Source organism: Vicinamibacterales bacterium (assembly GCA_035699745.1).
Taxonomy (GTDB): Bacteria; Acidobacteriota; Vicinamibacteria; order Vicinamibacterales; family 2-12-FULL-66-21; genus JAICSD01.
The window spans coordinates 17,125-35,979 of the sequence record DASSPH010000071.1 but is presented as its reverse complement, the minus strand read 5'-3'; the positions used below and the strand labels follow the sequence as shown (position 1 = coordinate 35,979).

Sequence of the window (18,855 nt, the reverse complement as noted above, 5' to 3'; positions counted from 1 at the left end):
TGCTGCACGGCCGGCGGAGGCTGTCGACATGGGCAAACGGCTGGCACTTCTTGGTGCTGTGTTGCTGACGTATGCCGCGCCGGTGCGCGCGGATCCGTTCGCGGACACCATCTATTCGAACCTTGGACCGGGAGGCACCTGGTCGGATCTCTCGTGGACGACGCGTGAATCGGATTCGCCGGAGGAGAGAACCTTCCACATCTGGTGGGCGACGCCGTTCACGCCGACCACGACCGGCGCAGTCACCGCGCTCGAGCTGCCGTTCAACTATCGTGCGGACGGGTCGGGAAGCCTGATCGTGGACATCCGCTCCGCCGCCGGAGGGCTGCCCGGGACGGTGCTCGAGTCGTTCACCCTCGACGGCAGTACCGCGCCGCCGACGACGCTCTACAGCTTCACGTCCCTCATCCGTCCGGTGCTCGCGGCGGGCTCGCTGTACTTCGTGACCTTCGGCACGACCGGCAGCGATGACAACCTCGCCAACTGGCACGCGTCGCCGATCCTGCCGAGGGAAAGCGAGATCGCGCAGGCCGGCGAGAGAGACGGTCCCTATTTCACGGTCACGAGTACTCCGCTGGCGTTCCGCGTCCAGGCGGAAGCGCTGAACGCGACCCCCGAGCCGTCGTCGCTTCTGCTGCTGGGGACCGCACTCGCCGGCCTTGCCGCCCGCCGGCGCAGGGGCCGGTAAATCCTATGAGCGGGCGCGGCGCGCCTTTTCGACGATCGCGCTGGTCGAGTAGCCTTGCTCGACAGGTTCCAGCACGACGCGCCCGCCGCGCGCTTCGACGGTATCGCGTCCCACAATCTGATCTGCCGGCCAGTCCGCGCCCTTGACCAGCACGTCGGGCTGGACCCGCCGGATGATGTCGGCCGGCGTATCGTCGTCAAAGATCGACACGGCGTCGACGCAGTCGAGCGCTTCGAGCACCTCGGCGCGCTCGGCTTCCGGGTTGATCGGCCGGAACGGTCCCTTGTTGCGCCGCACCGACGCATCGGAATTCAGTCCGACGATGAGGAGGTCGCCGTGGCGGCGCGCCGCGCGAAGGTAGCGCACGTGGCCGGGGTGCAGGATGTCGAACACCCCGTTGGTGAAGACGATGCGCCGGCCCGCCGCGCGCGCGTCGCGCACGAACGCGGCGAGAGCGTCAGCGTCCAGCATCCTTGAACGTCATCCCGGCGGAGAAGCGCCAGGTGTGCCGCGGGCGGTAAATGCCCACGTCCCTGGTGCGCGATTTGACGCGGAAGGTGTAGAGCAGGCGGTGGTAGTCGTAGGGGTAGCCGTCGATCTTGTGGACCGCGACGTCGACCTTGTAGGTGCCTTCGATCAGATCGAGGGCGTCGATCGAGAAGATCGCCTCGGTGTCGCCGTGGATCGACCCCGGCGCCAGCTCCTCGATGTAGGTGTTGGTGCCGTAGCAGCAGACGCCCTCGGCGTTGAAGATGCCGACGCCGACGACGAAGTCGTCGATCGGGAGCGGCGCGCGCATCCGGATGCGGACCTCGATCCGATCGCCGGACTGGAACACGTGCCCCGGCGCGCCGTCCGGGCCCAGGAACGTCACTTCCGTGATCTCGATCTCGCGCGAACCCCAGCGCCCTTCCGCGGCGCGGAACATGTCGCCAGCCGCCGTCGCGGTCTCGACCGGGTTGTCCGGCAGGACGGCGGCGGCCGGCTCGTCGGGCGACACGATCGCCGCATCCGCCGAATCGCGCGCCCTGGCGTCGCCCGCCGCCAGCTCCCGTTCCTCGCGCTTCTCGACGTCGGTGATGTAGGCGCCGACGATCCGTTTCGGATCGCCCGAACCCTTGATCCGTCCGGCGTCGAGCCAGAGCGCCTCGTCGCAGAAGCGCTCCACCATCCCCAGCGAATGCGTGACGAGCAGGATCGTCTTGCCGCGCCGCTTGAACTCGGCGAACTTGTCCAGGCACTTGTGGGTGAAGCCCTCGTCGCCGACCGCGAGCACTTCGTCGACGAGCAGCACCTCGGGATCGACGTGAATGGCCACGGCGAACCCGAGACGCATGTACATGCCGGACGAGTAGGTCTTCACCGGCGCGTCGATGAACTCCTGCATCTCGGCGAACTCGACGATCTCGTCGAAGCGCGCCGCCACCTCGCGCTTGGTCAGCCCGAGCATGATGCCGTTGATGAACACGTTCTCGCGCCCGGAGATCTCGGGATGGAACCCGGCGCCCAGCTCGATCAGCGCGGAGATGCGCCCGTTGACGAGTACGGCGCCGCTCGTCGGCTTGCTGATGCCCGCCACGAGCTTCAGCATGGTGCTCTTGCCCGAGCCGTTTCGTCCGATGACGCCGAGCGTCTGCCCGCGCGGAACCCTCACCGTGACGTTCGTCAGCGCCGCGAACGTCTCCTCCGGGTTCAGGTCCCGCACCAGGCTGCGGGACAGCAGCGCGCTCTTGAGGGTCGCGAACTGGCGGCGGTGCGCAAACCGCCGGTAGACCTTGGAGACGTTGGTGAGTTCGATCGCGCTCGCCATCAGACCTCCTCGGCGAAGGTGTCCCGCAGGCGGTCGAACACGAAGTAGGCGAACAGGAAGAACGCGACCGATGCGGCGCCGAGCGCCAGCAGCCATCGCCAGTGGCCGAACGAACCGTCGAAGAACAGGATTTCCTGGTAGGAAATGGCGAGGTGCGTAAAGGGGTTGGCGTTCAGGAACCACTTCCCGAAATCAGGCGCGTGCTGCCACGGATAGATGATCGGGGTCGCGAAGAACCAGAGCTGGAGCACGTTCGTCAGGATGTCGCGGATGTCGCGGAAGTGCACCGTGAGCGCCGCCACGAGAAGCCCGATGCCGGTCGTGAGGATCAGCTGCACGGCGACGACCACCGGGAACCACACCAGCTCCCCGGGCGTGATCGGCGCGCCATAGTAGGCGAGAAAGACGGCGAGGATCGGCAGCCCGAAGAAGAAGTGCACCATGTTGGCGAGCGCGGTCACGATCGGGAGCACTTCCGCCGGAAAGAGGACCTTCTTGATCAGGTTTCCACCCGAGATCAGCACGCCCGCCGATTCGTTCAGCGACGAGGCGAACCAGGTCCACGGCAGCAGCCCGCAGAACAGGAACACGGCGTAGGGATACGCGTCGGCGAACGGCTTGGGCTCGTCGCCGCCGGTGAACCGCCCCGGCATGATGTAGGCGAACACCACCGAGTACACCAGCAGCAGCAGCAGCGGATTGATGAAGGACCAGAAGAAGCCGAGCACCGACCCGCGGTAGCGCGCCTTCAGCTCGCGCGCCACCAGGCTCTGGATCAACGCGCGGTAGCGCAGCAGCTGCGCGAGATTACGGAGCATCGGGATCCGCGACTTCGAGGGCCAGGACGGTGATGTTGTCGGGCCCGCCTCCCTCGTTGGCCGCGGCGATCAGCCGATCGCACACCGCGTCGAGCGGCTCCGCCGATCCCAGGATCCGCGCGATGGTCTCGTGCGCCACGACGCCGGACAACCCGTCCGAGCACAGGAGGAACCGGTCCCCCTTCTGCGGCGCCAGCTCGACGATGTCGATCTCCGGATCGGTGCCGCCCGACAGCGCGCGCGTGACGACGTTGCGCCACGGGTGCTGCCGCGCCGCCGTCGCCGTCATCGTCCCGGCCCGCACCTGCTCCTCGACCCACGAGTGATCGTCGGTGATCTGCCGCAGCGTGCCCTGGCGCAGCGCGTAGATGCGGCTGTCGCCGACGTGGCCGATGCACGCCGACGTCCTGCCGGTCAGCACCGCGGACGCCGTGGTCGCCATGCCGCGCAGATCGGCGGAATCGGCCATGGCGTTGGCGATCTGGCGGTTGGCGAGGCGGAACGCGGCCTTCAGCCGGTTGCCTTCCAGGCTGATCTGCGGTTCGAAGGGGAACGGCCAGGTGCGGTTCTTGTCCGCCCCCGCGGTCTCGGCGATGAAGGTCTGGATGGTTTCGACCGCGACGCGCGACGCGACCTCGCCGGCGACGTGGCCGCCCATGCCGTCCGCCACTATGTAGAGGCCGAGATCCGGACGGGTGCAGTAGCTGTCTTCGTTGCTGCTTCTCCGGAGACCGGGGTCCGTGCGTACGGCCCAGGACAGCTTCATCGGGATCCGACTCGCCCTAGCCCTGCGGCGGCGGCATGCGCTGCTTGCCGACGCGGCCGGCGAACTGGCTCCTCGATGACACCTGCAGCCGCATGAGCGATTTCGTCAGAGCGGTGCGTGCGCGCTCGTAGTCGACTTCCGATGCCTGGGCGAGCTGCTGCTCGGCGCGCCGCCGCGCCTCTTCGGCGCGAGCCACGTCGATGTCTTCGGCGCGCTCGGCGAGCTGCGCCAGGATGGTGACGCGGTCGGGGAGCACTTCGCAGAAACCGAAGGCGACCGAGAGATACGTCTTGTCCTGCCCCTTGCGGTACCACAGCTCGCCGACCGCGAGCGAGGCGAGCAGCGGCGTGTGGCCGGGCAGCACGCCGAAGTAGCCCTCGCTGCCCGGAACCTGCACTTCGTCCACCTGCTCGTTGACGAGCAGCTTGTCAGGCGTGACGATCTGCAGTCGTATCGAAGTCGGAAGAGGCATGGTCTACCGCAGTCTACGCCTTTGCCATCTGCTCGGCACGCGCCAGCGCTTCTTCGATCGTGCCCACCATGTAGAACGCCTGCTCCGGCACGCCGTCGTGCTTGCCGTCCACGATCTCCTTGAACCCCTTGACCGTTTCGGCGATGGGCACGTACTTCCCGGGCAGGCCGGTGAACTGTTCCGCGACGAAGAACGGCTGCGACAGGAACTTCTGGATCTTGCGCGCGCGCGACACGGTGAGCTTGTCCTCTTCCGACAGCTCGTCGATGCCCAGGATCGCGATGATGTCCTGAAGATCCTTGTAGCGCTGCAGCACCTGCTTCACCGCGCGGGCGACATTGTAGTGCTCGTCGCCGATGATGCGCGGATCGAGAATGCGCGAGGTCGAGGCCAGCGGATCGACGGCCGGGTAGATGCCGAGTTCGACGATCGCGCGCGACAGGTTGGTGGTCGCGTCGAGGTGGGCGAAGGTGGTGGCCGGCGCCGGATCCGTGTAGTCGTCGGCGGGGACGTAGATCGCCTGCACCGAGGTGATCGATCCGCTCTTGGTCGAGGTGATGCGCTCCTGCAGCTCGCCCATCTCGGTGCCGAGCGTCGGCTGGTAGCCGACCGCGCTCGGCATGCGGCCGAGCAGCGCGGACACTTCCGAGCCGGCCTGGGTGAAGCGGAAGATGTTGTCGATGAAGAGGAGCACGTCCTTCTTCTCGGCGTCGCGGAAGTACTCGGCGACGGTCAGGCCGCTCAGCGCCACCCGCAGGCGCGCGCCCGGCGGTTCCGTCATCTGGCCATAGACCAGCGCGGCGCGCGATTTCTCGAGCTCCTGCATGTTGATGACGCCGCTCTCCTGGAACTCGAGCCAGAGGTCGTTCCCCTCGCGGGTGCGCTCGCCGACGCCGGCGAACACCGAGACGCCGCCGTGCTTCATCGCGACGTTGTGAATGAGCTCCTGGATGATGACCGTCTTGCCGACGCCGGCGCCGCCGAACAGCCCGATCTTGCCGCCGCGCAGGTACGGCTCGAGCAGGTCGACGACCTTGATGCCCGTCTCGAACATCTGCAGCTCGGTGGACTGATCCTCGAGCGACGGAGCCTCGCGGTGGATCGACCAGCGCTCGGTCGAGTTGATCGGCCGATCCGGGAAATCGACCGGTTCGCCGAGCACGTTCATGACGCGGCCGAGCGTGGCGGTTCCGACCGGCATCGAGATCGGCGCGCCGGTGTCGATCACGCTCATGCCGCGGCGCATGCCGTCGGTCGGCTTCATCGCGACCGTCCGCACGCGGTTCTCGCCGAGGTGCTGTTCGACTTCGGCGATGACGTCGATCGGATCGCTCCCGTCGCCGCCCGGCGAGCTGATGCGGACCGCGTTGTAGATCGCCGGCAGCGTGCCGCCGGCGAATTCGACGTCGACGACGGGGCCGATGACCTGGACGACTTTCCCTGTATTGACTGCTGTTGCTGTTGCCATCTTTGACCTGCGTATGCGAATCTGTCGTCACATCCCGGCTATAGAGCTCCCGCCCCGGACACGACCTCGATGATCTCGCGGGTAATCGCCGCCTGGCGGACCTTGTTCATGTACAGCGTGAGCTGCTCGATCATGTCCGCCGAGTTCCGCGTCGCCGCGTCCATCGCGGTCATCTGCGCCGCGTAGAACGCGGCGTTGGATTCGAGCAGCGCCCGGAACGCCTGGATCTCGACGTGGCGCGGAATCAGCGTGTCGAACAGCGCCTCGGGTGAGGGCTCGTAAATGTATTCGATCGCACCGCCGGCGCCGGCGGCGTGGTCCGCCGTCTTCGCCGCCGCCCCCTCGGCGGACCCGATGTCGAGCCGCGCGATCGGCAGCAGCCGCTCGACCACGACGCGCTGCGAGATCACCGATTTGAACTCGTTGTAGATCAGGTAGACGCTGTCGACCTGGCCGCTGGTGAACGCCTCGATCGCGGCGTCGGCCAGGCTCTTTGCGTGGGCGAACTGGAGCCCGGCGAACAGGTTCACCTGCTCGTAGCGGACTTCGAAGCCGCGGCGGGCGAAGTAGTCGCGCCCGCGGCGCCCGACCAGCCCCAGCGCCACTTCACGCGCGGGGTCGTCGACGATGAACGTGCTCGCCGACTTGATCGCGTTGGTGTTGAAGCTGCCGCACAGGCCGCGATCGGCGGTGATCACGAACAGCAGCGCCTTGCCGCCGGCGCGCGGCGTGCGGCGCTCGTCGAGCAGCGGATGCAGTGACGGATCGACGCGCGTCGCGAGGCTGTTGAGGACGCGCAGCATCTCGCTCGCGTACGGACGCGCGCTCTGAATGCGCTCCTGCGCGCGGCGCAGCCGCGAGGCCGCGACCATCTTCATGGCCTTGGTGATCTGCTGCGTCGATTTCACAGCTCTCACCCGCCGACGGATGTCGAGAAGGGACGGCATGGCGTCGTCAGGCCGCCGTGGTCCGGGTCGAGGCGGCGAAGGACTTGCCGAATTCCTCCAGCGCCGCGTTCAGCTCGCCCTTGATCGCGTCGTCGATCTGCTTCTTCTCCGCCAGTGCCGCGAGCACGCCGGGCTTGCGGGTGTCGAGGAACTTGTACAGCTCGGATTCGTAGGCGCGCACCTGCTCGACCGGGATCGGATCCACGTATCCGTTGGTCGCGGCGTAGATGATCGCCACCTGCTTCTCGACCGGCAGCGGCTGGTACTGCGGCTGCTTGAGCACTTCGACCAGCCGGCGGCCGCGATTGAGCTGGTTCAGCGTCGCCTTGTCGAGATCCGATCCGAACTGGGCGAAGGCGGCGAGCTCGCGGAACTGCGCCAGGTCGAGGCGCAGCGTGCCCGCGACCTGCCGCATCGCCTTGACCTGCGCCGAACCGCCGACGCGGCTGACCGAGTTGCCGACGTTGATCGCCGGGCGGATGCCCTGGTGGAAGAGGTCCGACTCGAGGAAGATCTGCCCGTCGGTGATCGAGATGACGTTGGTCGGGATGTACGCCGAGAGGTCCCCCGCCTGCGTTTCGATGATCGGCAGCGCGGTCAGCGATCCGCCGCCGCTCTCCTTCTTCAGCTTGGCGGCGCGCTCCAGCAGCCGCGAGTGCAGGTAGAAGACGTCGCCGGGATACGCTTCGCGGCCCGGCGGCCGGCGCAGCAGCAGCGAGATCTCGCGGTACGCCTGCGCGTGCTTCGAGAGGTCGTCGTAGATCACCAGCGCGTGGCCGCCGTTGTCGCGGAAGTACTCGCCCATCGTGCAGGCCGAGTACGGGCTGATGTAGAGCAGCGGCGCCGGGTCCGACGCCCCGGCGGCGACGACGATGGTGTATTCCATCGCCCCGGCGTCCTCGAGCGTCCGCACCACCTGCGCGATCGTCGACTGCTTCTGCCCGATCGCGTTGTAGATGCAGATCATGTTCTGGCCGCGCTGGTTGATGATCGCGTCCACCGCCACCGCGGTCTTGCCGGTCTGGCGGTCGCCGATGATCAGCTCGCGCTGGCCGCGGCCGATCGGCACCATCGCGTCGATCGCCTTCAGCCCGGTCTGCATCGGCTCCTTTACCGGCGATCGCGCGACGACGCCGGGAGCGATGCGCTCGATCGGCATCGAGTGCTTCGAGACGATCGGCCCCTTGCCGTCGATCGGCTGGCCGAGCGCGTTGACGACGCGGCCGACCATCTCGGGGCCGACCGGCACCGAGATGATCCGCCCGGTGCGCTTCACCGGATCGCCTTCCTTGATCTCGGTGTAGTCGCCGAGCAGCACCGCGCCCACGCTGTCTTCCTCGAGATTCAGCGCGATGCCGAAGATGCCGTGCGGGAACTCGAGCATCTCGCCCGCCATGGTGTTCTCGACGCCGTGCACGCGCGCGATGCCGTCGCCGACCGACACGATCGTGCCGACTTCGGCGACGTCGACGTCCACCGCGTAGCTCCCGATCTGGTCGCGGATGATCTTGGAAATTTCTTCGGCTTTTATGTCCATGCTCAACCCGGGGGCGCCGCCCCCAAAATCCTCACACGCCTGCTGTGCTCGCTGGTTACTGCCCGGTCTCGATCAGCGACTGCTTCAGCTTCTGCAGCTGCGTCGTCACGCTGCCGTCGTACACCGTGCTGCCCAGCCGCGTGACCATGCCGCCGATGATCGACGGATCCACTCTCGATTCGAGGGTCACCTTGCGCCCGGTCGCCTGGCTCAGGCTCTGCTCCATGGCCCGCAGTCTGTCGGGCGCCAGGTCGATGGCGGTCGTCACCTCGCCGCGAATCACCTGGAGGTGGTCCATCAGCCGGTCGCCGAAGGCGCGGGAGATGTCGGGCAGCAGCATCAGCCGATCGCGCTCGGCGAGGAGCAGGATCATCTTCGCGACCACCGGCGAGAGCGTGCCGGCCCGCTCGACGAGCGCCCGGGCGAGGGCCTGCTTCTTCGACGCGGGAATCGCGGGATTGCCGAACGTGGAGTGAAGCGCCGGATGCTGCCGGAAGAGATCGACGAACTGCTGCAGGTCGGCGTGCGCCCGCTCGAGGTTGCCGGCTTCCTTCTGAACGACGTCGAACAGGGCGCGTGCGTAACGGCCGGCGGCCGCGCCGCTCGTCACGGGCGCTGCCCGCCTGAATCAAAAATGCGAATCATGCCAAACGTATTTTTATACCACTCAGCGGAGCATCACGGCAACCGCCGCACCGCGCTCATGGCGGTCGAGCACCAGCCCCACCTCATGCGCGGAGACGCCCGCCGCCCGCAGCGCGTCGCGTGCGGCGGCCGCCGCCTCCGGCGCAACCGCCGCAAGCAGCCCCCCGGAGGTCTGCGGATCGTAGAGAAGTTGGAGGATCCGCGGGTCAATCGCCGCGTCCCCCTGGACGCCGGCGGCGAAATGGTCCTTGTTCGTCCGCCCGCCGCCGGGGGTGTTCCGCTCGACGAGATCGATCGCCCCGTCGAGCAGCGGCACCCGCGCCGCGTCGATCGCCAGCACACATCCGCTCGCGCGCGCCACCTCGGTCGCGTGGCCGATCAGACCGAAGCCGGTGATGTCGGTGCACGCGTGCACCGCCGTCCCATCCAGTGAGAGCAGCGCCTCGGCCGCGGCCTTGTTCAACTGCACCATCGACCTGATGGCGCCGTCCGCCGTACGGGCGTCCGTGCGCGCGAACTTGATCGCGGTGGCGATGACGCCCGTGCCGAGCGGCTTCGTGAGGATCAGACGGTCGCCGGGACGCGCGCCCGCGTTCGTCCACATCCGCGCCGGATCCACCTCGCCGGTGACCGCGTACCCGAACTTGATCTCCTGATCCTGGACCGTGTGCCCGCCGAGCAGCGCCGCCCCGGCCTCGCGAAGGGCCTGCAGCCCGCCGCGGAAAATCTGCGCGAGAACGGCGCGATCGCCATCCTTCGGAAACCCGGCAATCGCCAGCGCGGTCAACGGACGCCCGCCCATGGCATAGACGTCCGACAGCGCGTTCGCGCCGGCGATCCGGCCGTAGGCCTCGGGATCGTCGACGACCGGGGTGAAGAAATCGACGGTCTGCACCAGCGCGCGTCCCCGATCGAGCTCGTACACACCCGCATCGTCCGAGGTCCGGTAGTCGACCAGGACCCGGTCGTCGCGCTCGAACACGGGCAAATCACCCAGCACCTGGGCAAGCTCGCCGGCGGCGAGTTTGCTCGCTCAACCGGCGCAGGCTGAATAGTCAGTCAGCTTTCGCATCTCTCCCGTCGCCCCTATTCCCCCGTCAGCCTCTCGTAAATCCGCTGCAGTTCATCCTCGCTCAGGAACTCGATCTCGATGCGGCCGCCCTTCCCCTTGCGATTGATGCGCACGCGCGTCCCCAGCGCGAGGCGCAGCTTGTCTTCGGCGGCGCGGGTGTGCACGTCGACGGCCTTCGCCGGCCTGGGCGCCTCCGGCGCCGACACCTTCTTCACCAGCGCTTCGGTCTCGCGCACCGACAGATTGCGGCTCAGCACGTCACGCGCGACGCGGAGCTGCGCCGCTTCGTCGGCGAGCGCGAGCAGCGCGCGCGCGTGCCCCATCGACAGCGCGTTCGACGACACGCTGGCGCGGACCTCCTGCGGCAGCCGCAGCAAACGCACGTAATTGGCAATCGACGACCGATCCTTCCCCACCGCGTCCGCGATCTGCTCCTGCGTCAGATGGAATTCGTCGGACAGACGGCGGTAGGCGACCGCCTCCTCGATCGGATTCAAGTCCTCGCGCTGAATGTTCTCGATCAGCGCGACCGCGAGCAGGCGATCCTCCGGCATCTCGCGGACGACGACGGGCACTTTGAGAAGACCGGCGCGCTGCGCCGCGCGCCAGCGGCGCTCACCCGCGACGATCTCGTACGGCACGCCGGTGTCGAGGGGCTGTCCGCCGCCGCCGGCCGGCGAGCGGCGCACGACGATCGGCTGGATGATGCCGTTGGCGCGGATCGAGCGCGCCAGATCCTCGATGCGCTCGTCATCCATGTGGGTGCGCGGCTGGAACTTGTTGGGCCGCAGCAGATCGATGTCGATCTCGAGCGAGCGATCGCCGGCCGCCGGAGCGGCAGCGGGCGTGTCGGGGATGAGCGCGCTGAGACCACGGCCGAGTGCGGGGCGTTTGTCCACCATGTGTTACTCCGTGCCGGGCGCGTTCGCCGCCGGCGCCGCCGCTTCGCGCGCGAGCAGCTCGCGGGCGAGCGAGAGGTAGGCTTCCGAACCACGTGACTTGACGTCGTAGAGGATCGCCGGCATGCCGTGGCTCGGCGCTTCGCCGAGCCGGATGTTGCGCGGGATCACGGTGTCGAAGACGCGCTCCTTGAAGAACTCGCGGATGTCGCGCGACACCTGCTGCCCCAGGTTCGTCCGCTCGTCGTACATCGTCATCAGCACGCCGGCGATGTCGAGCGACGGATTCAACGCGGCGCGCACGCGCCGCAGCGTCGCGACGAGATCGGCGAGCCCTTCGAGCGCGAAGTACTCGCAGTTGAGCGGAATCAGCACCGCGTCGGCGGCGACGAGGGCGTTGTGCGTGAGCAGCCCGAGCGACGGCGGGGTGTCGATGAGGATGAAGTCGAACCGCTCGCGCAGCGGCGCGAGGAAATCGCGCAGCCGGCGCTCGCGATCCGGCAGCGTCACGAGCTCCACCTCGGCGCCGGTGAGATTGCGGTCCGCCGGAACGAGCCACAGATCCTTGACACGCGTCTCGAGAATGAAGGCGGATGGATCCTGGACGGCCTCCGGGGAGGTCAAGGCTTGATAGATGGTCCCAGCGGGCGCGGCCTGGCCCTTGAGGCCAAGGCCACTCGTGAGGTTCCCCTGCGGGTCCACGTCGATGACCAGGATCCGCTGCTTGGCCATAGCCAAGGCTGTCGCTAAGTTTATGGTAGTAGTGGTTTTACCGACGCCGCCCTTCTGATTGGCGACGGAGAAGATGCGGGACATTTGGGTGGTTGCCCTATCAATGTTCCACGTGGAACAGGCAAGAGCATATCAAACAGCTCACTGTTCCACGTGAAACAATCGCACCAGCTCAGCGTTACCCAGCAACCGGTGGCGGTTTTTCAACCGGGAACCCGCAGGGATCGGCGGTGATGCCCCCTCACTGACGAACAGAGCCACTTCCCCGCTGGCGGCCGCAAACCTCATGGCCGTCCTCAACGACTCCTCATCCATCCGGACCGCACGCATCGACACCAGGTCGAACGCGCCGTTGAACTGCGGCTCGCGCGACAACACCTCGAAACGCTGATCCAAGACGATGACGCTGAGGTGGGTTTGATGAGCGGCTTCCCGCAGGAAGGCCGCCTTGCGGCTCTTTGACTCCACCATGACCAGTTCACGGCAGTCGAGCGTCAGGGCGAGCGGGATGGCCGGGGAGCCGCCTCCCGAGCCGAGGTCGATCAGTCGCGCGCCCCGCTGGAGATGTTGAGCGGCTGCAACAGGTTCGAGCAGCAACCGGTCGATGGCTTCGTCTGGATCCGACAGGGACGTCAGGTTGATCTTGGCGTTCCAGCGAGTCAGGAGGTCGTAGTAGTCGAACAGCGCTTGTCGCAGCGCAGGCGCGACATCGAGGCCCGCGGAGGCGGCGCGATCCGAGAAACGTCCCTCCAGTGGATGCATTCAGCGGGTGAGCTGACCGGAGACGTGAGCGGCGATCAATGCCACGGCGGCCGGCGTCAGGCCGGGAATCCGCAGCGCCTGGCCGATGGTTTCGGGCCGGACCGAGGTGAGACGCTCGACCGACTCGCGCGAAAGTCCGGGGATGCCGGCGAACACGAAGCCAGCGGGAATCCGCCGTTCTTCCTGGCGCCTGAGCCGCTCCACGGCCTCGTGCTGGCGCCGGAGGTACCCTTCGTAGCGGTAGATCGTCTCGAGGCTCACGAAATCCAGCAGGGAATCCGTGATGGCGAGCTGCAGCTGGCCGTCCCTGGTGAGTGTGCGTATGTCGACGTCCGGCTGTCGAAGCGCGCGTTCGGCGGGCATTCGCTGGGAACCGACGGAGACCACCGTCTTTCGGATGACCGCCTGGTTCCGTTCGAGGCGGGCGCGGCGGTTCTCGAATCGCTCCCAACGGGCGTCGCAGACGGTGCCGATCTCCCGTCCTTTCGGGGTGAGCCGGAGGTCCGCGTTGTCGATCCGCAGCAGGAGGCGGTGCTCGGCGCGAGAGGTGAACATGCGATACGGCTCGAGGCAGCCGCGCGTGGTCAGGTCGTCGACGAGCACGCCGATGTAGCTTTCGTCGCGGCCCAGCGTGATCGGGGTCTCCCCCTGAACCGCACGCGCCGCGTTGATTCCGGAGAGCAGCCCCTGCGCTCCGGCCTCCTCGTACCCGGAGGTCCCGTTGATCTGACCGGCAAGGAAAAGACCGGGCAGCCGGTGCGTCTGGAGCGACCGATCGAGCTCAGTGGGCTGGATGAAGTCGTATTCGACCGCATAGCCGGGACGGATCATCTCGGCGTCTTCGAGCCCGGGCAGCGCGCGAACGAGCTGGAGCTGCACGTCTGCGGGAAGGCTCATCGAGAAGCCGTTCACGTAGATCTGGTCGGTGGCGAGCCCCTCCGGCTCGAGAAAGATCTGGTGGCGCTCGCGGTGTGGAAAGCGCATCACCTTGTCTTCGAGCGACGGGCAGTACCGGGGGCCGATTCCGCTGATCTGTCCGTTGTACAGCGGCGACTTGCCGATGTTCTCGCGGACGATCGCATGCACGCGGTCCGTCGTATGGACGACGTGGCAGGCGATCTGCGGACGGGCGATCGGACCGCTGAGGAACGAGAACGGCACCGGCGGGTCGTCGCCGTTCTCCGGCGCGAACCGGGAAAAGTCGATGCTGCGCCGATGCAGCCGCGGCGGCGTTCCGGTCTTCAGTCGTCCCCACGTGAAACCGAGTGACTTCAACGACTCCGCGAGATCGCGGGACGGCGGCTCGCCGGCGCGCCCCGCCGGCCGCTGCTCCGGCCCGACGTGGACGAGGCCGTTCAGAAAGGTCCCGGTCGTCACCACGAGCGCCTCGCAGCCGTAGGTGTCGCCGTCTTCGAGGGCGAGGCCGGTGACGCGCCCCTCCGAGACGATGATGCGGCCGGCGCGGCCGACGATCCACGAGATGCGCGGTTCGCGCTCGAGCGCCGCCCGCACCCACGCGCTGTAAACCTGCTTGTCGGCCTGGGCTCTCGGCGACCACACCGCCGGACCGCGGCTGCGGTTCAGCAGCTTGAACTGGATCGCCGTCTCGTCGATGGCGACCCCCATCAGTCCGCCGAGCGCGTCGATCTCGCGAACCAGGTGTCCCTTCGCGGTGCCGCCGATCGCCGGATTGCACGGCATATGCGCCACGGTCTCGCGCGTCAGCGTGCAGATCGCCACGTCGATCCCCATGCGCGCGGCCGCCCATGCCGCTTCGACGCCGGCGTGTCCCGCCCCGATGACGATGACCTGGTGATAATTCACGACTTAATTATTTCCCTATACAGAAGCGCTCGAAGATCGTCCGCAGCACCTCGTCCTGCGGCCGCGCTCCCGTCACCTCGTCGAAGCGGGCGCGCGCGTCGTGCAGATCCGCCAGCACGAATTCCTCGGGGGCGCCGTCGGCGGCTGCGAGACGCGCCCGCATCAGCGCTTCCCGCGCCTGCTCCAGCAACGCCGCGTGGCGCAGGTTGGCGATCGCCGCCCGATCGCGCGAGGGTTCGACGCCCGCCGCGATCAGCAGCGCGTCGCGCAGTCCGGCGATCCCCTCGTCGGTCAGCGACGACACGCGCCGCGCTCCCACGTCCGCTTCGTTCCACGCCGCAGGCAGATCGCATTTGCTCGCGACGACGATGCGCGGGCGCTGCGTGTCTGCTGACGCGAGCCGTCGATCCTCTTCGGTCAGCGGCCGGGAGCGATCGAGCACGACCACCGCGACATCCGCGGCATCGTCCGCCCGGCGCGCGCGGGCGATTCCTTCCTCCTCGATCGCGTCGCCTGGCGTTTCGCGGATGCCTGCCGTGTCGACGAGCGTCAGCGGCACTCCCCCGACGTCCACCCGCTCGCTCAGCAAATCCCTCGTCGTTCCCGGCACGTCGGTGACGATGGCGCGGGCGGCGCCGGCGAGGCGGTTGAAGAGGCTCGACTTCCCTGCGTTCGGCCGGCCGACGATGGCGACGGTGAGCCCTTCGCGGATCACGCGTCCGCGCCGCGCGTCCGCGAGCAGGCCATCCAGCACGGCGAGAGACTCGTCCAGCGCCCGCGCGGTTTCGTCCGGCGCGGCGAAGTGGTAGCCCTCCTCGGGGAAATCGAGCGAGGCCTCGAGCGGCGCGATGATCTCGAGGAGCGCGGCGTCGAGCGCGCGCAGTCGCCCGGTGAGCGTTCCCTCGAGCTGATCGAACGCGACGCGCGCCTGCAGCGGGGTGACCGCATCGATCAGATCGCGGACTGCCTCGGCCTGCACCAGGTCGATGCGGCCGTTCAGGTAGGCGCGGAACGTGAACTCGCCGGGGTTCGCCAGCCGCGCGCCCGCGGCGATCGCGGCGCCGACGATCGCGTCCAGCACCACGGGACTGCCGTGCGCCGACACCTCGACGACGTCATCGCCGGTGTAGGAGTGAGGCGCGGGGAAATGGATCACGATCGCCTGATCGATGGCGCTGCCGTCCGCACGCCGGAGCGTGGCGAGCGTCGCGTGCCGCGGCTCGAAGCTGTCCCGCTGGGTGAGCCGCCGCGCGACCGCCGCGGCGCCAGGACCGCTGATGCGCACCACTCCGATCCCGCCGCGGCCGGGAGGGGTGGCGATGGCAGCGATCGTGTCGTCCGTCGAGAACATCGGGTGATCGGGCGATTGGATCATCGGATCATCGGGTGATCGGGTGATCGGGTGATCGGGTCATCGGGTCATCAAGGGATCGCTCGTGCCCCGATGCCTCGATCGCCCGATCACCCGATCGCCCGATCACTCGATCACCCGATCGCCCTGTCTATTTCTTCGAAATGATGACGGTCTTCAGGAACGCGTCGCCGATGCTCTCCGACGACATCGACGGATCTTCGGCCACCGTGAGGTGCACGACGCGGCGGGCGTAGGGGTTGAGCGGCCCCATCTCCTGCGGTCCGGAGAGCTTCGCCTTCTCCATCGTGAACCGCGCCATCTGGCGCAGCTCCTCGTCCTTGCCCCGCCGGTAGCCGAGGCAGTCGACGACGAAGCTGCGATCGTCGTTCAGCTCGCGGCGGAAGCCGGTGTTGACGATCTGCTGCAGCGCGTCGAGGATCTCTCCCTTTCGCTTCAGCAGCACTTCGCCGCCGTCGCCGGAAATGTCGATGCGGATCGCGTCCGGCGCGTCGGTGACCTCGACGTCGAGCGTCAGCCCCATCGCCGAGATGACGTGCTTCACGAGGGTGGCGGCTCTGTCCTGCACGCTCATGAGCGCTCCTTCGCCTGATCCGTGCGCCCGCCGCCGGCATTCTTCACGCGTCGCTCGGCCGGAGGACGCACGGTGCGCACCGCGGTCGGGCCGATGAGGCGGTTGGTCACCATCTGCTGCAGGATGCCCCAGGTGTTACTGACTGTCCAGTAGATCACCAGGCCGCTCGCCGCCCACAGGAACATGCCGCTCATCATCACCGGCATGATGAGCATGATCCGCTGCTGCACGGGGTCGGCGGTCGAGGGGGTCATCTTCTGCTGGATGAACATGGTGATGCCCATCAGGATCGGCCAGATGAACCAGGGGTCGTGCGCCGACAGGTCGTGGATCTGTCCGACGAACGGCGCGCCGCGCAGCTCGATCGCCACCGAGAGCATCGAGTAGAAGGCGAACAGCACCGGGAGGGTCAGCAGCATCGGCACGCAGCCGCTGGCGGGATTGACGCCGCGCTCCTTGTAGAGCGCCATCAGCTCCTGGTTCATCTTGCCCCGCGCCGGATCGCTCATCTTCAGCTTCGCGTAGCGATCCTGGATCGCCTTCACCTCGGGCTGGACCTCCTGCATCTTCCGCATCGACACCACGCTCTTGTGGCGGAGCGGGAACATCGCGAGGTTGATCAGAATCGTCAGCAGGATCAGCGACCAGCCATAGTTGCCGACGTAGCCGTTGATCCACTTCAGCGCGCGCAGCAGCGGCACGACGAGCCACGCGAACATGCCGAAATCGATGGCGCGGACCAGCTCGCGATCCACGCCGGCGAGCACGTCGAAATCCTTCGGCCCGGCGAAGAACGCCGCGCCCTGCGCCGCGCCGGGGAAACGCGCCGACCACGCGACGTACTTCGCCCCGTCGGGCGCATCGGGAACCGGCACGTGCACCGGCTGATAGTCGACGCGAACGGGCTGAGCCGGCTTGACGAGCGCGGTCAGGAAGTAGTGATCGTCCACGCCGATGAATCCGAACGTCCCCTCCGCGACCGGCTGGGCGGCGATCTGATCGGGCTTGACGCGCGTGACCTCGCCGTCGCGGTAGAAGATCGGCTGGATGGGCGGGCTGTAGGTCGCAAACGACGCCGACGGCGTCACGCCGCGGCCGAGCGCCGGACCCCAGCGAACCGTCGCCGGCACCTGTTGGCCGTCGCGCGTCACCGCCGCCGCGACGTTCACGAGATACGGCTTGTCGGGCGCGATCGAGAACGTCTTCTGAACGGTGACGCCGCCGGCGCTGTAATCGAACCGCGCCTGCCAGCCGCGGGTGCCGTCGCCCGACTCCGACGCGACGGCAAAGACCGCCGACGCCAGCGTCTTCGCCAGTGCGGCATCGTCCACCGCGAGCGTCAACGGCAGCGGCGAGTCTGGCGGCGCGTGCCCGGCGACCATCTCGTAAGGCTGTCCCGTGCTGTCGCGATACTTCTTCAACTGCCAGCTCTTGATCGCCGCGCCTCGGGTCGTGAACACGGCGCGGAGGTCGCCGTTCTCGACGACGATCTCGCGGGCCGCAGTCGCGGCGCCGGGGAGTGCCTCGGCGGGAGGCTGAATCGATGGCGTGGGATTCGCCGGCTCGGGGGCCGCGGCGTTGGGCGCGGTGGCAACCTTGCTGGGCTGCGCCGGCTTCTGTTCCGCGGGCTTCTGCGGAACGGGGAACATCGCCTGGTACGCGTACAAGACCACGAACGACAGGACGACAGCGAGCAGAACGCGTCTTTCCATCAAGAACTACAAGGAACTACGAGAGTCGGAGGGCGCGGGGACAGGATCGTACCCGGCGCGCGCGAGTGGATGGCAGCGGCCGAGCCGGCGAAGCGCCAGCATGGACCCGCGCCACGCGCCGTGCGTGCGGAGGGCCTCGATGGCGTAGCTCGAACAGCTCGGCAGGAACCGGCACGACCCGCCGAGGTAGGGGGACAGTGTCAGTTGATAGCCGCGCACGAGCGCGATGAGGAGCTTCGCTGTCATCGATTTGACAGTCCCAGCCGCTTGAGAGTCATCTGATAGTCCGCCGCCAGCCCGGAGGCCTTCGCCAGCGTTGCGGCTGCCTTGGCGATGACGACCAGGTCGGTGGCCGCCGCGGGGGCTGGCTCCGTCCTGAAGGCCTCGCGAATCAATCGTTTCGCCCTGTTCCGCACCACTGCGCCGCCGAGCTTTCGGCTGGCGACGATTCCCAGTCGGGACGTGCCTGACGACGCGGGAGCGGCGACAATCGTGAGGTACCGTCCGTGGGCCCTGCGGCCGACGTCGAACACGTGCTGGAACTCGCCGCGGCGGCGGATCCGCCGTGCCGGCGGCAGGGGGTGGGATGGCACTAGCGCGAGTGCGTGACGCTGAGCCGCTTGCGGCCCTTGGCGCGCCGGCGCTTCAGCACCTGGCGGCCGTTCTTGGTCGCCATGCGGACCAGGAACCCGTGCGTTTTCTTGCGGTGCCGACGATTCGGCTGGAATGTGCGTTTGCCCTTCGCCATTGCTGAAAA

At 67.8% G+C, this 18,855-nt stretch carries 21 protein-coding genes; 1 reads left to right on the top strand and 20 read right to left on the bottom strand.

What is annotated here, in order from left to right; translation table 11 throughout:
• Positions 1 to 28 precede the first annotated feature (28 nt).
• Complete coding sequence (locus tag VFK57_17430) at positions 29 to 688, top strand: choice-of-anchor R domain-containing protein (GenBank protein ID HET7697502.1); 660 nt, start codon at positions 29 to 31, stop codon at positions 686 to 688.
• A gap of 3 nt (positions 689 to 691) precedes the next feature.
• On the opposite strand, the gene rfaE2 is transcribed toward VFK57_17430, so the two are convergent.
• The 20 genes from rfaE2 to rpmH form a co-directional block, all read right to left on the bottom strand.
• Entirely contained in the window at positions 692 to 1,129 is a 438-nt protein-coding gene (gene rfaE2, locus VFK57_17425) for a D-glycero-beta-D-manno-heptose 1-phosphate adenylyltransferase (GenBank protein ID HET7697501.1), read from the bottom strand.
• Between the two features lie 16 nt (positions 1,130 to 1,145).
• Positions 1,146 to 2,498: an ABC transporter ATP-binding protein gene (locus VFK57_17420; GenBank protein ID HET7697500.1), complete on the bottom strand. Its 1,353-nt coding sequence runs from the start codon at positions 2,496 to 2,498 to the stop codon at positions 1,146 to 1,148.
• Positions 2,498 to 3,316, bottom strand: coding sequence for an ABC transporter permease (locus tag VFK57_17415; protein ID HET7697499.1), 819 nt, complete (start codon positions 3,314 to 3,316; stop codon positions 2,498 to 2,500). The genes VFK57_17420 and VFK57_17415 overlap by 1 nt, the downstream gene beginning before the upstream one ends.
• A complete protein-coding gene (locus VFK57_17410) occupies positions 3,306 to 4,082 on the bottom strand; it encodes a Stp1/IreP family PP2C-type Ser/Thr phosphatase (GenBank protein ID HET7697498.1) in 777 nt (258 codons plus the stop codon). The genes VFK57_17415 and VFK57_17410 overlap by 11 nt, the downstream gene beginning before the upstream one ends.
• Positions 4,083 to 4,098: 16 nt before the next feature.
• Positions 4,099 to 4,554, bottom strand: a complete 456-nt coding sequence (locus tag VFK57_17405; GenBank protein HET7697497.1) for a F0F1 ATP synthase subunit epsilon — start codon at positions 4,552 to 4,554, stop codon at positions 4,099 to 4,101.
• Between the two features lie 13 nt (positions 4,555 to 4,567).
• Positions 4,568 to 6,022, bottom strand: coding sequence for a F0F1 ATP synthase subunit beta (atpD, locus tag VFK57_17400; protein ID HET7697496.1), 1,455 nt, complete (start codon positions 6,020 to 6,022; stop codon positions 4,568 to 4,570).
• Positions 6,023 to 6,060: 38 nt separating this feature from the next.
• A complete protein-coding gene (gene atpG, locus VFK57_17395) occupies positions 6,061 to 6,969 on the bottom strand; it encodes an ATP synthase F1 subunit gamma (protein HET7697495.1) in 909 nt (302 codons plus the stop codon).
• Between the two features lie 7 nt (positions 6,970 to 6,976).
• On the bottom strand, positions 6,977 to 8,506 hold the full coding sequence (gene atpA, locus VFK57_17390; protein HET7697494.1) for a F0F1 ATP synthase subunit alpha: 1,530 nt from the start codon (positions 8,504 to 8,506) through the stop codon (positions 6,977 to 6,979).
• A gap of 55 nt (positions 8,507 to 8,561) precedes the next feature.
• Positions 8,562 to 9,116: an ATP synthase F1 subunit delta gene (gene atpH, locus VFK57_17385; protein HET7697493.1), complete on the bottom strand. Its 555-nt coding sequence runs from the start codon at positions 9,114 to 9,116 to the stop codon at positions 8,562 to 8,564.
• A 57-nt stretch (positions 9,117 to 9,173) separates the two neighbouring features.
• Entirely contained in the window at positions 9,174 to 10,223 is a 1,050-nt protein-coding gene (gene selD / locus VFK57_17380; protein HET7697492.1) for a selenide, water dikinase SelD, read from the bottom strand.
• Between the two features lie 14 nt (positions 10,224 to 10,237).
• The gene (locus tag VFK57_17375) at positions 10,238 to 11,122 is read right to left on the bottom strand and encodes a ParB/RepB/Spo0J family partition protein (protein ID HET7697491.1); all 885 of its coding nucleotides are present in this window, start codon (positions 11,120 to 11,122) and stop codon (positions 10,238 to 10,240) included.
• A 6-nt stretch (positions 11,123 to 11,128) separates the two neighbouring features.
• A complete protein-coding gene (locus tag VFK57_17370) occupies positions 11,129 to 11,938 on the bottom strand; it encodes a ParA family protein (protein HET7697490.1) in 810 nt (269 codons plus the stop codon).
• A gap of 57 nt (positions 11,939 to 11,995) precedes the next feature.
• Entirely contained in the window at positions 11,996 to 12,616 is a 621-nt protein-coding gene (locus VFK57_17365) for an RsmG family class I SAM-dependent methyltransferase (GenBank protein HET7697489.1), read from the bottom strand.
• Positions 12,617 to 14,440 carry a tRNA uridine-5-carboxymethylaminomethyl(34) synthesis enzyme MnmG gene (gene mnmG / locus VFK57_17360; protein HET7697488.1) on the bottom strand — a complete coding sequence of 608 codons (1,824 nt, stop codon included), beginning with the start codon at positions 14,438 to 14,440 and terminating at the stop codon, positions 12,617 to 12,619.
• 7 nt (positions 14,441 to 14,447) lie between these two features.
• Positions 14,448 to 15,815 (bottom strand): tRNA uridine-5-carboxymethylaminomethyl(34) synthesis GTPase MnmE, encoded by a 1,368-nt coding sequence (gene mnmE, locus VFK57_17355; protein ID HET7697487.1) that lies wholly within the window; start codon positions 15,813 to 15,815, stop codon positions 14,448 to 14,450.
• Positions 15,816 to 15,942: 127 nt separating this feature from the next.
• A complete protein-coding gene (locus VFK57_17350) occupies positions 15,943 to 16,386 on the bottom strand; it encodes a R3H domain-containing nucleic acid-binding protein (protein ID HET7697486.1) in 444 nt (147 codons plus the stop codon).
• A complete protein-coding gene (gene yidC, locus VFK57_17345) occupies positions 16,383 to 18,098 on the bottom strand; it encodes a membrane protein insertase YidC (GenBank protein ID HET7697485.1) in 1,716 nt (571 codons plus the stop codon). Before yidC ends, VFK57_17350 begins: the two co-directional genes overlap by 4 nt.
• 6 nt (positions 18,099 to 18,104) lie before the next feature.
• Entirely contained in the window at positions 18,105 to 18,344 is a 240-nt protein-coding gene (gene yidD, locus VFK57_17340) for a membrane protein insertion efficiency factor YidD (GenBank protein HET7697484.1), read from the bottom strand.
• Positions 18,341 to 18,691, bottom strand: a complete 351-nt coding sequence (gene rnpA / locus VFK57_17335; protein HET7697483.1) for a ribonuclease P protein component — start codon at positions 18,689 to 18,691, stop codon at positions 18,341 to 18,343. The genes yidD and rnpA overlap by 4 nt, the downstream gene beginning before the upstream one ends.
• The gene (gene rpmH, locus VFK57_17330; protein HET7697482.1) at positions 18,691 to 18,846 is read right to left on the bottom strand and encodes a 50S ribosomal protein L34; all 156 of its coding nucleotides are present in this window, start codon (positions 18,844 to 18,846) and stop codon (positions 18,691 to 18,693) included. Before rpmH ends, rnpA begins: the two co-directional genes overlap by 1 nt.
• Between the last annotated feature and the right edge of the window lie 9 nt (positions 18,847 to 18,855).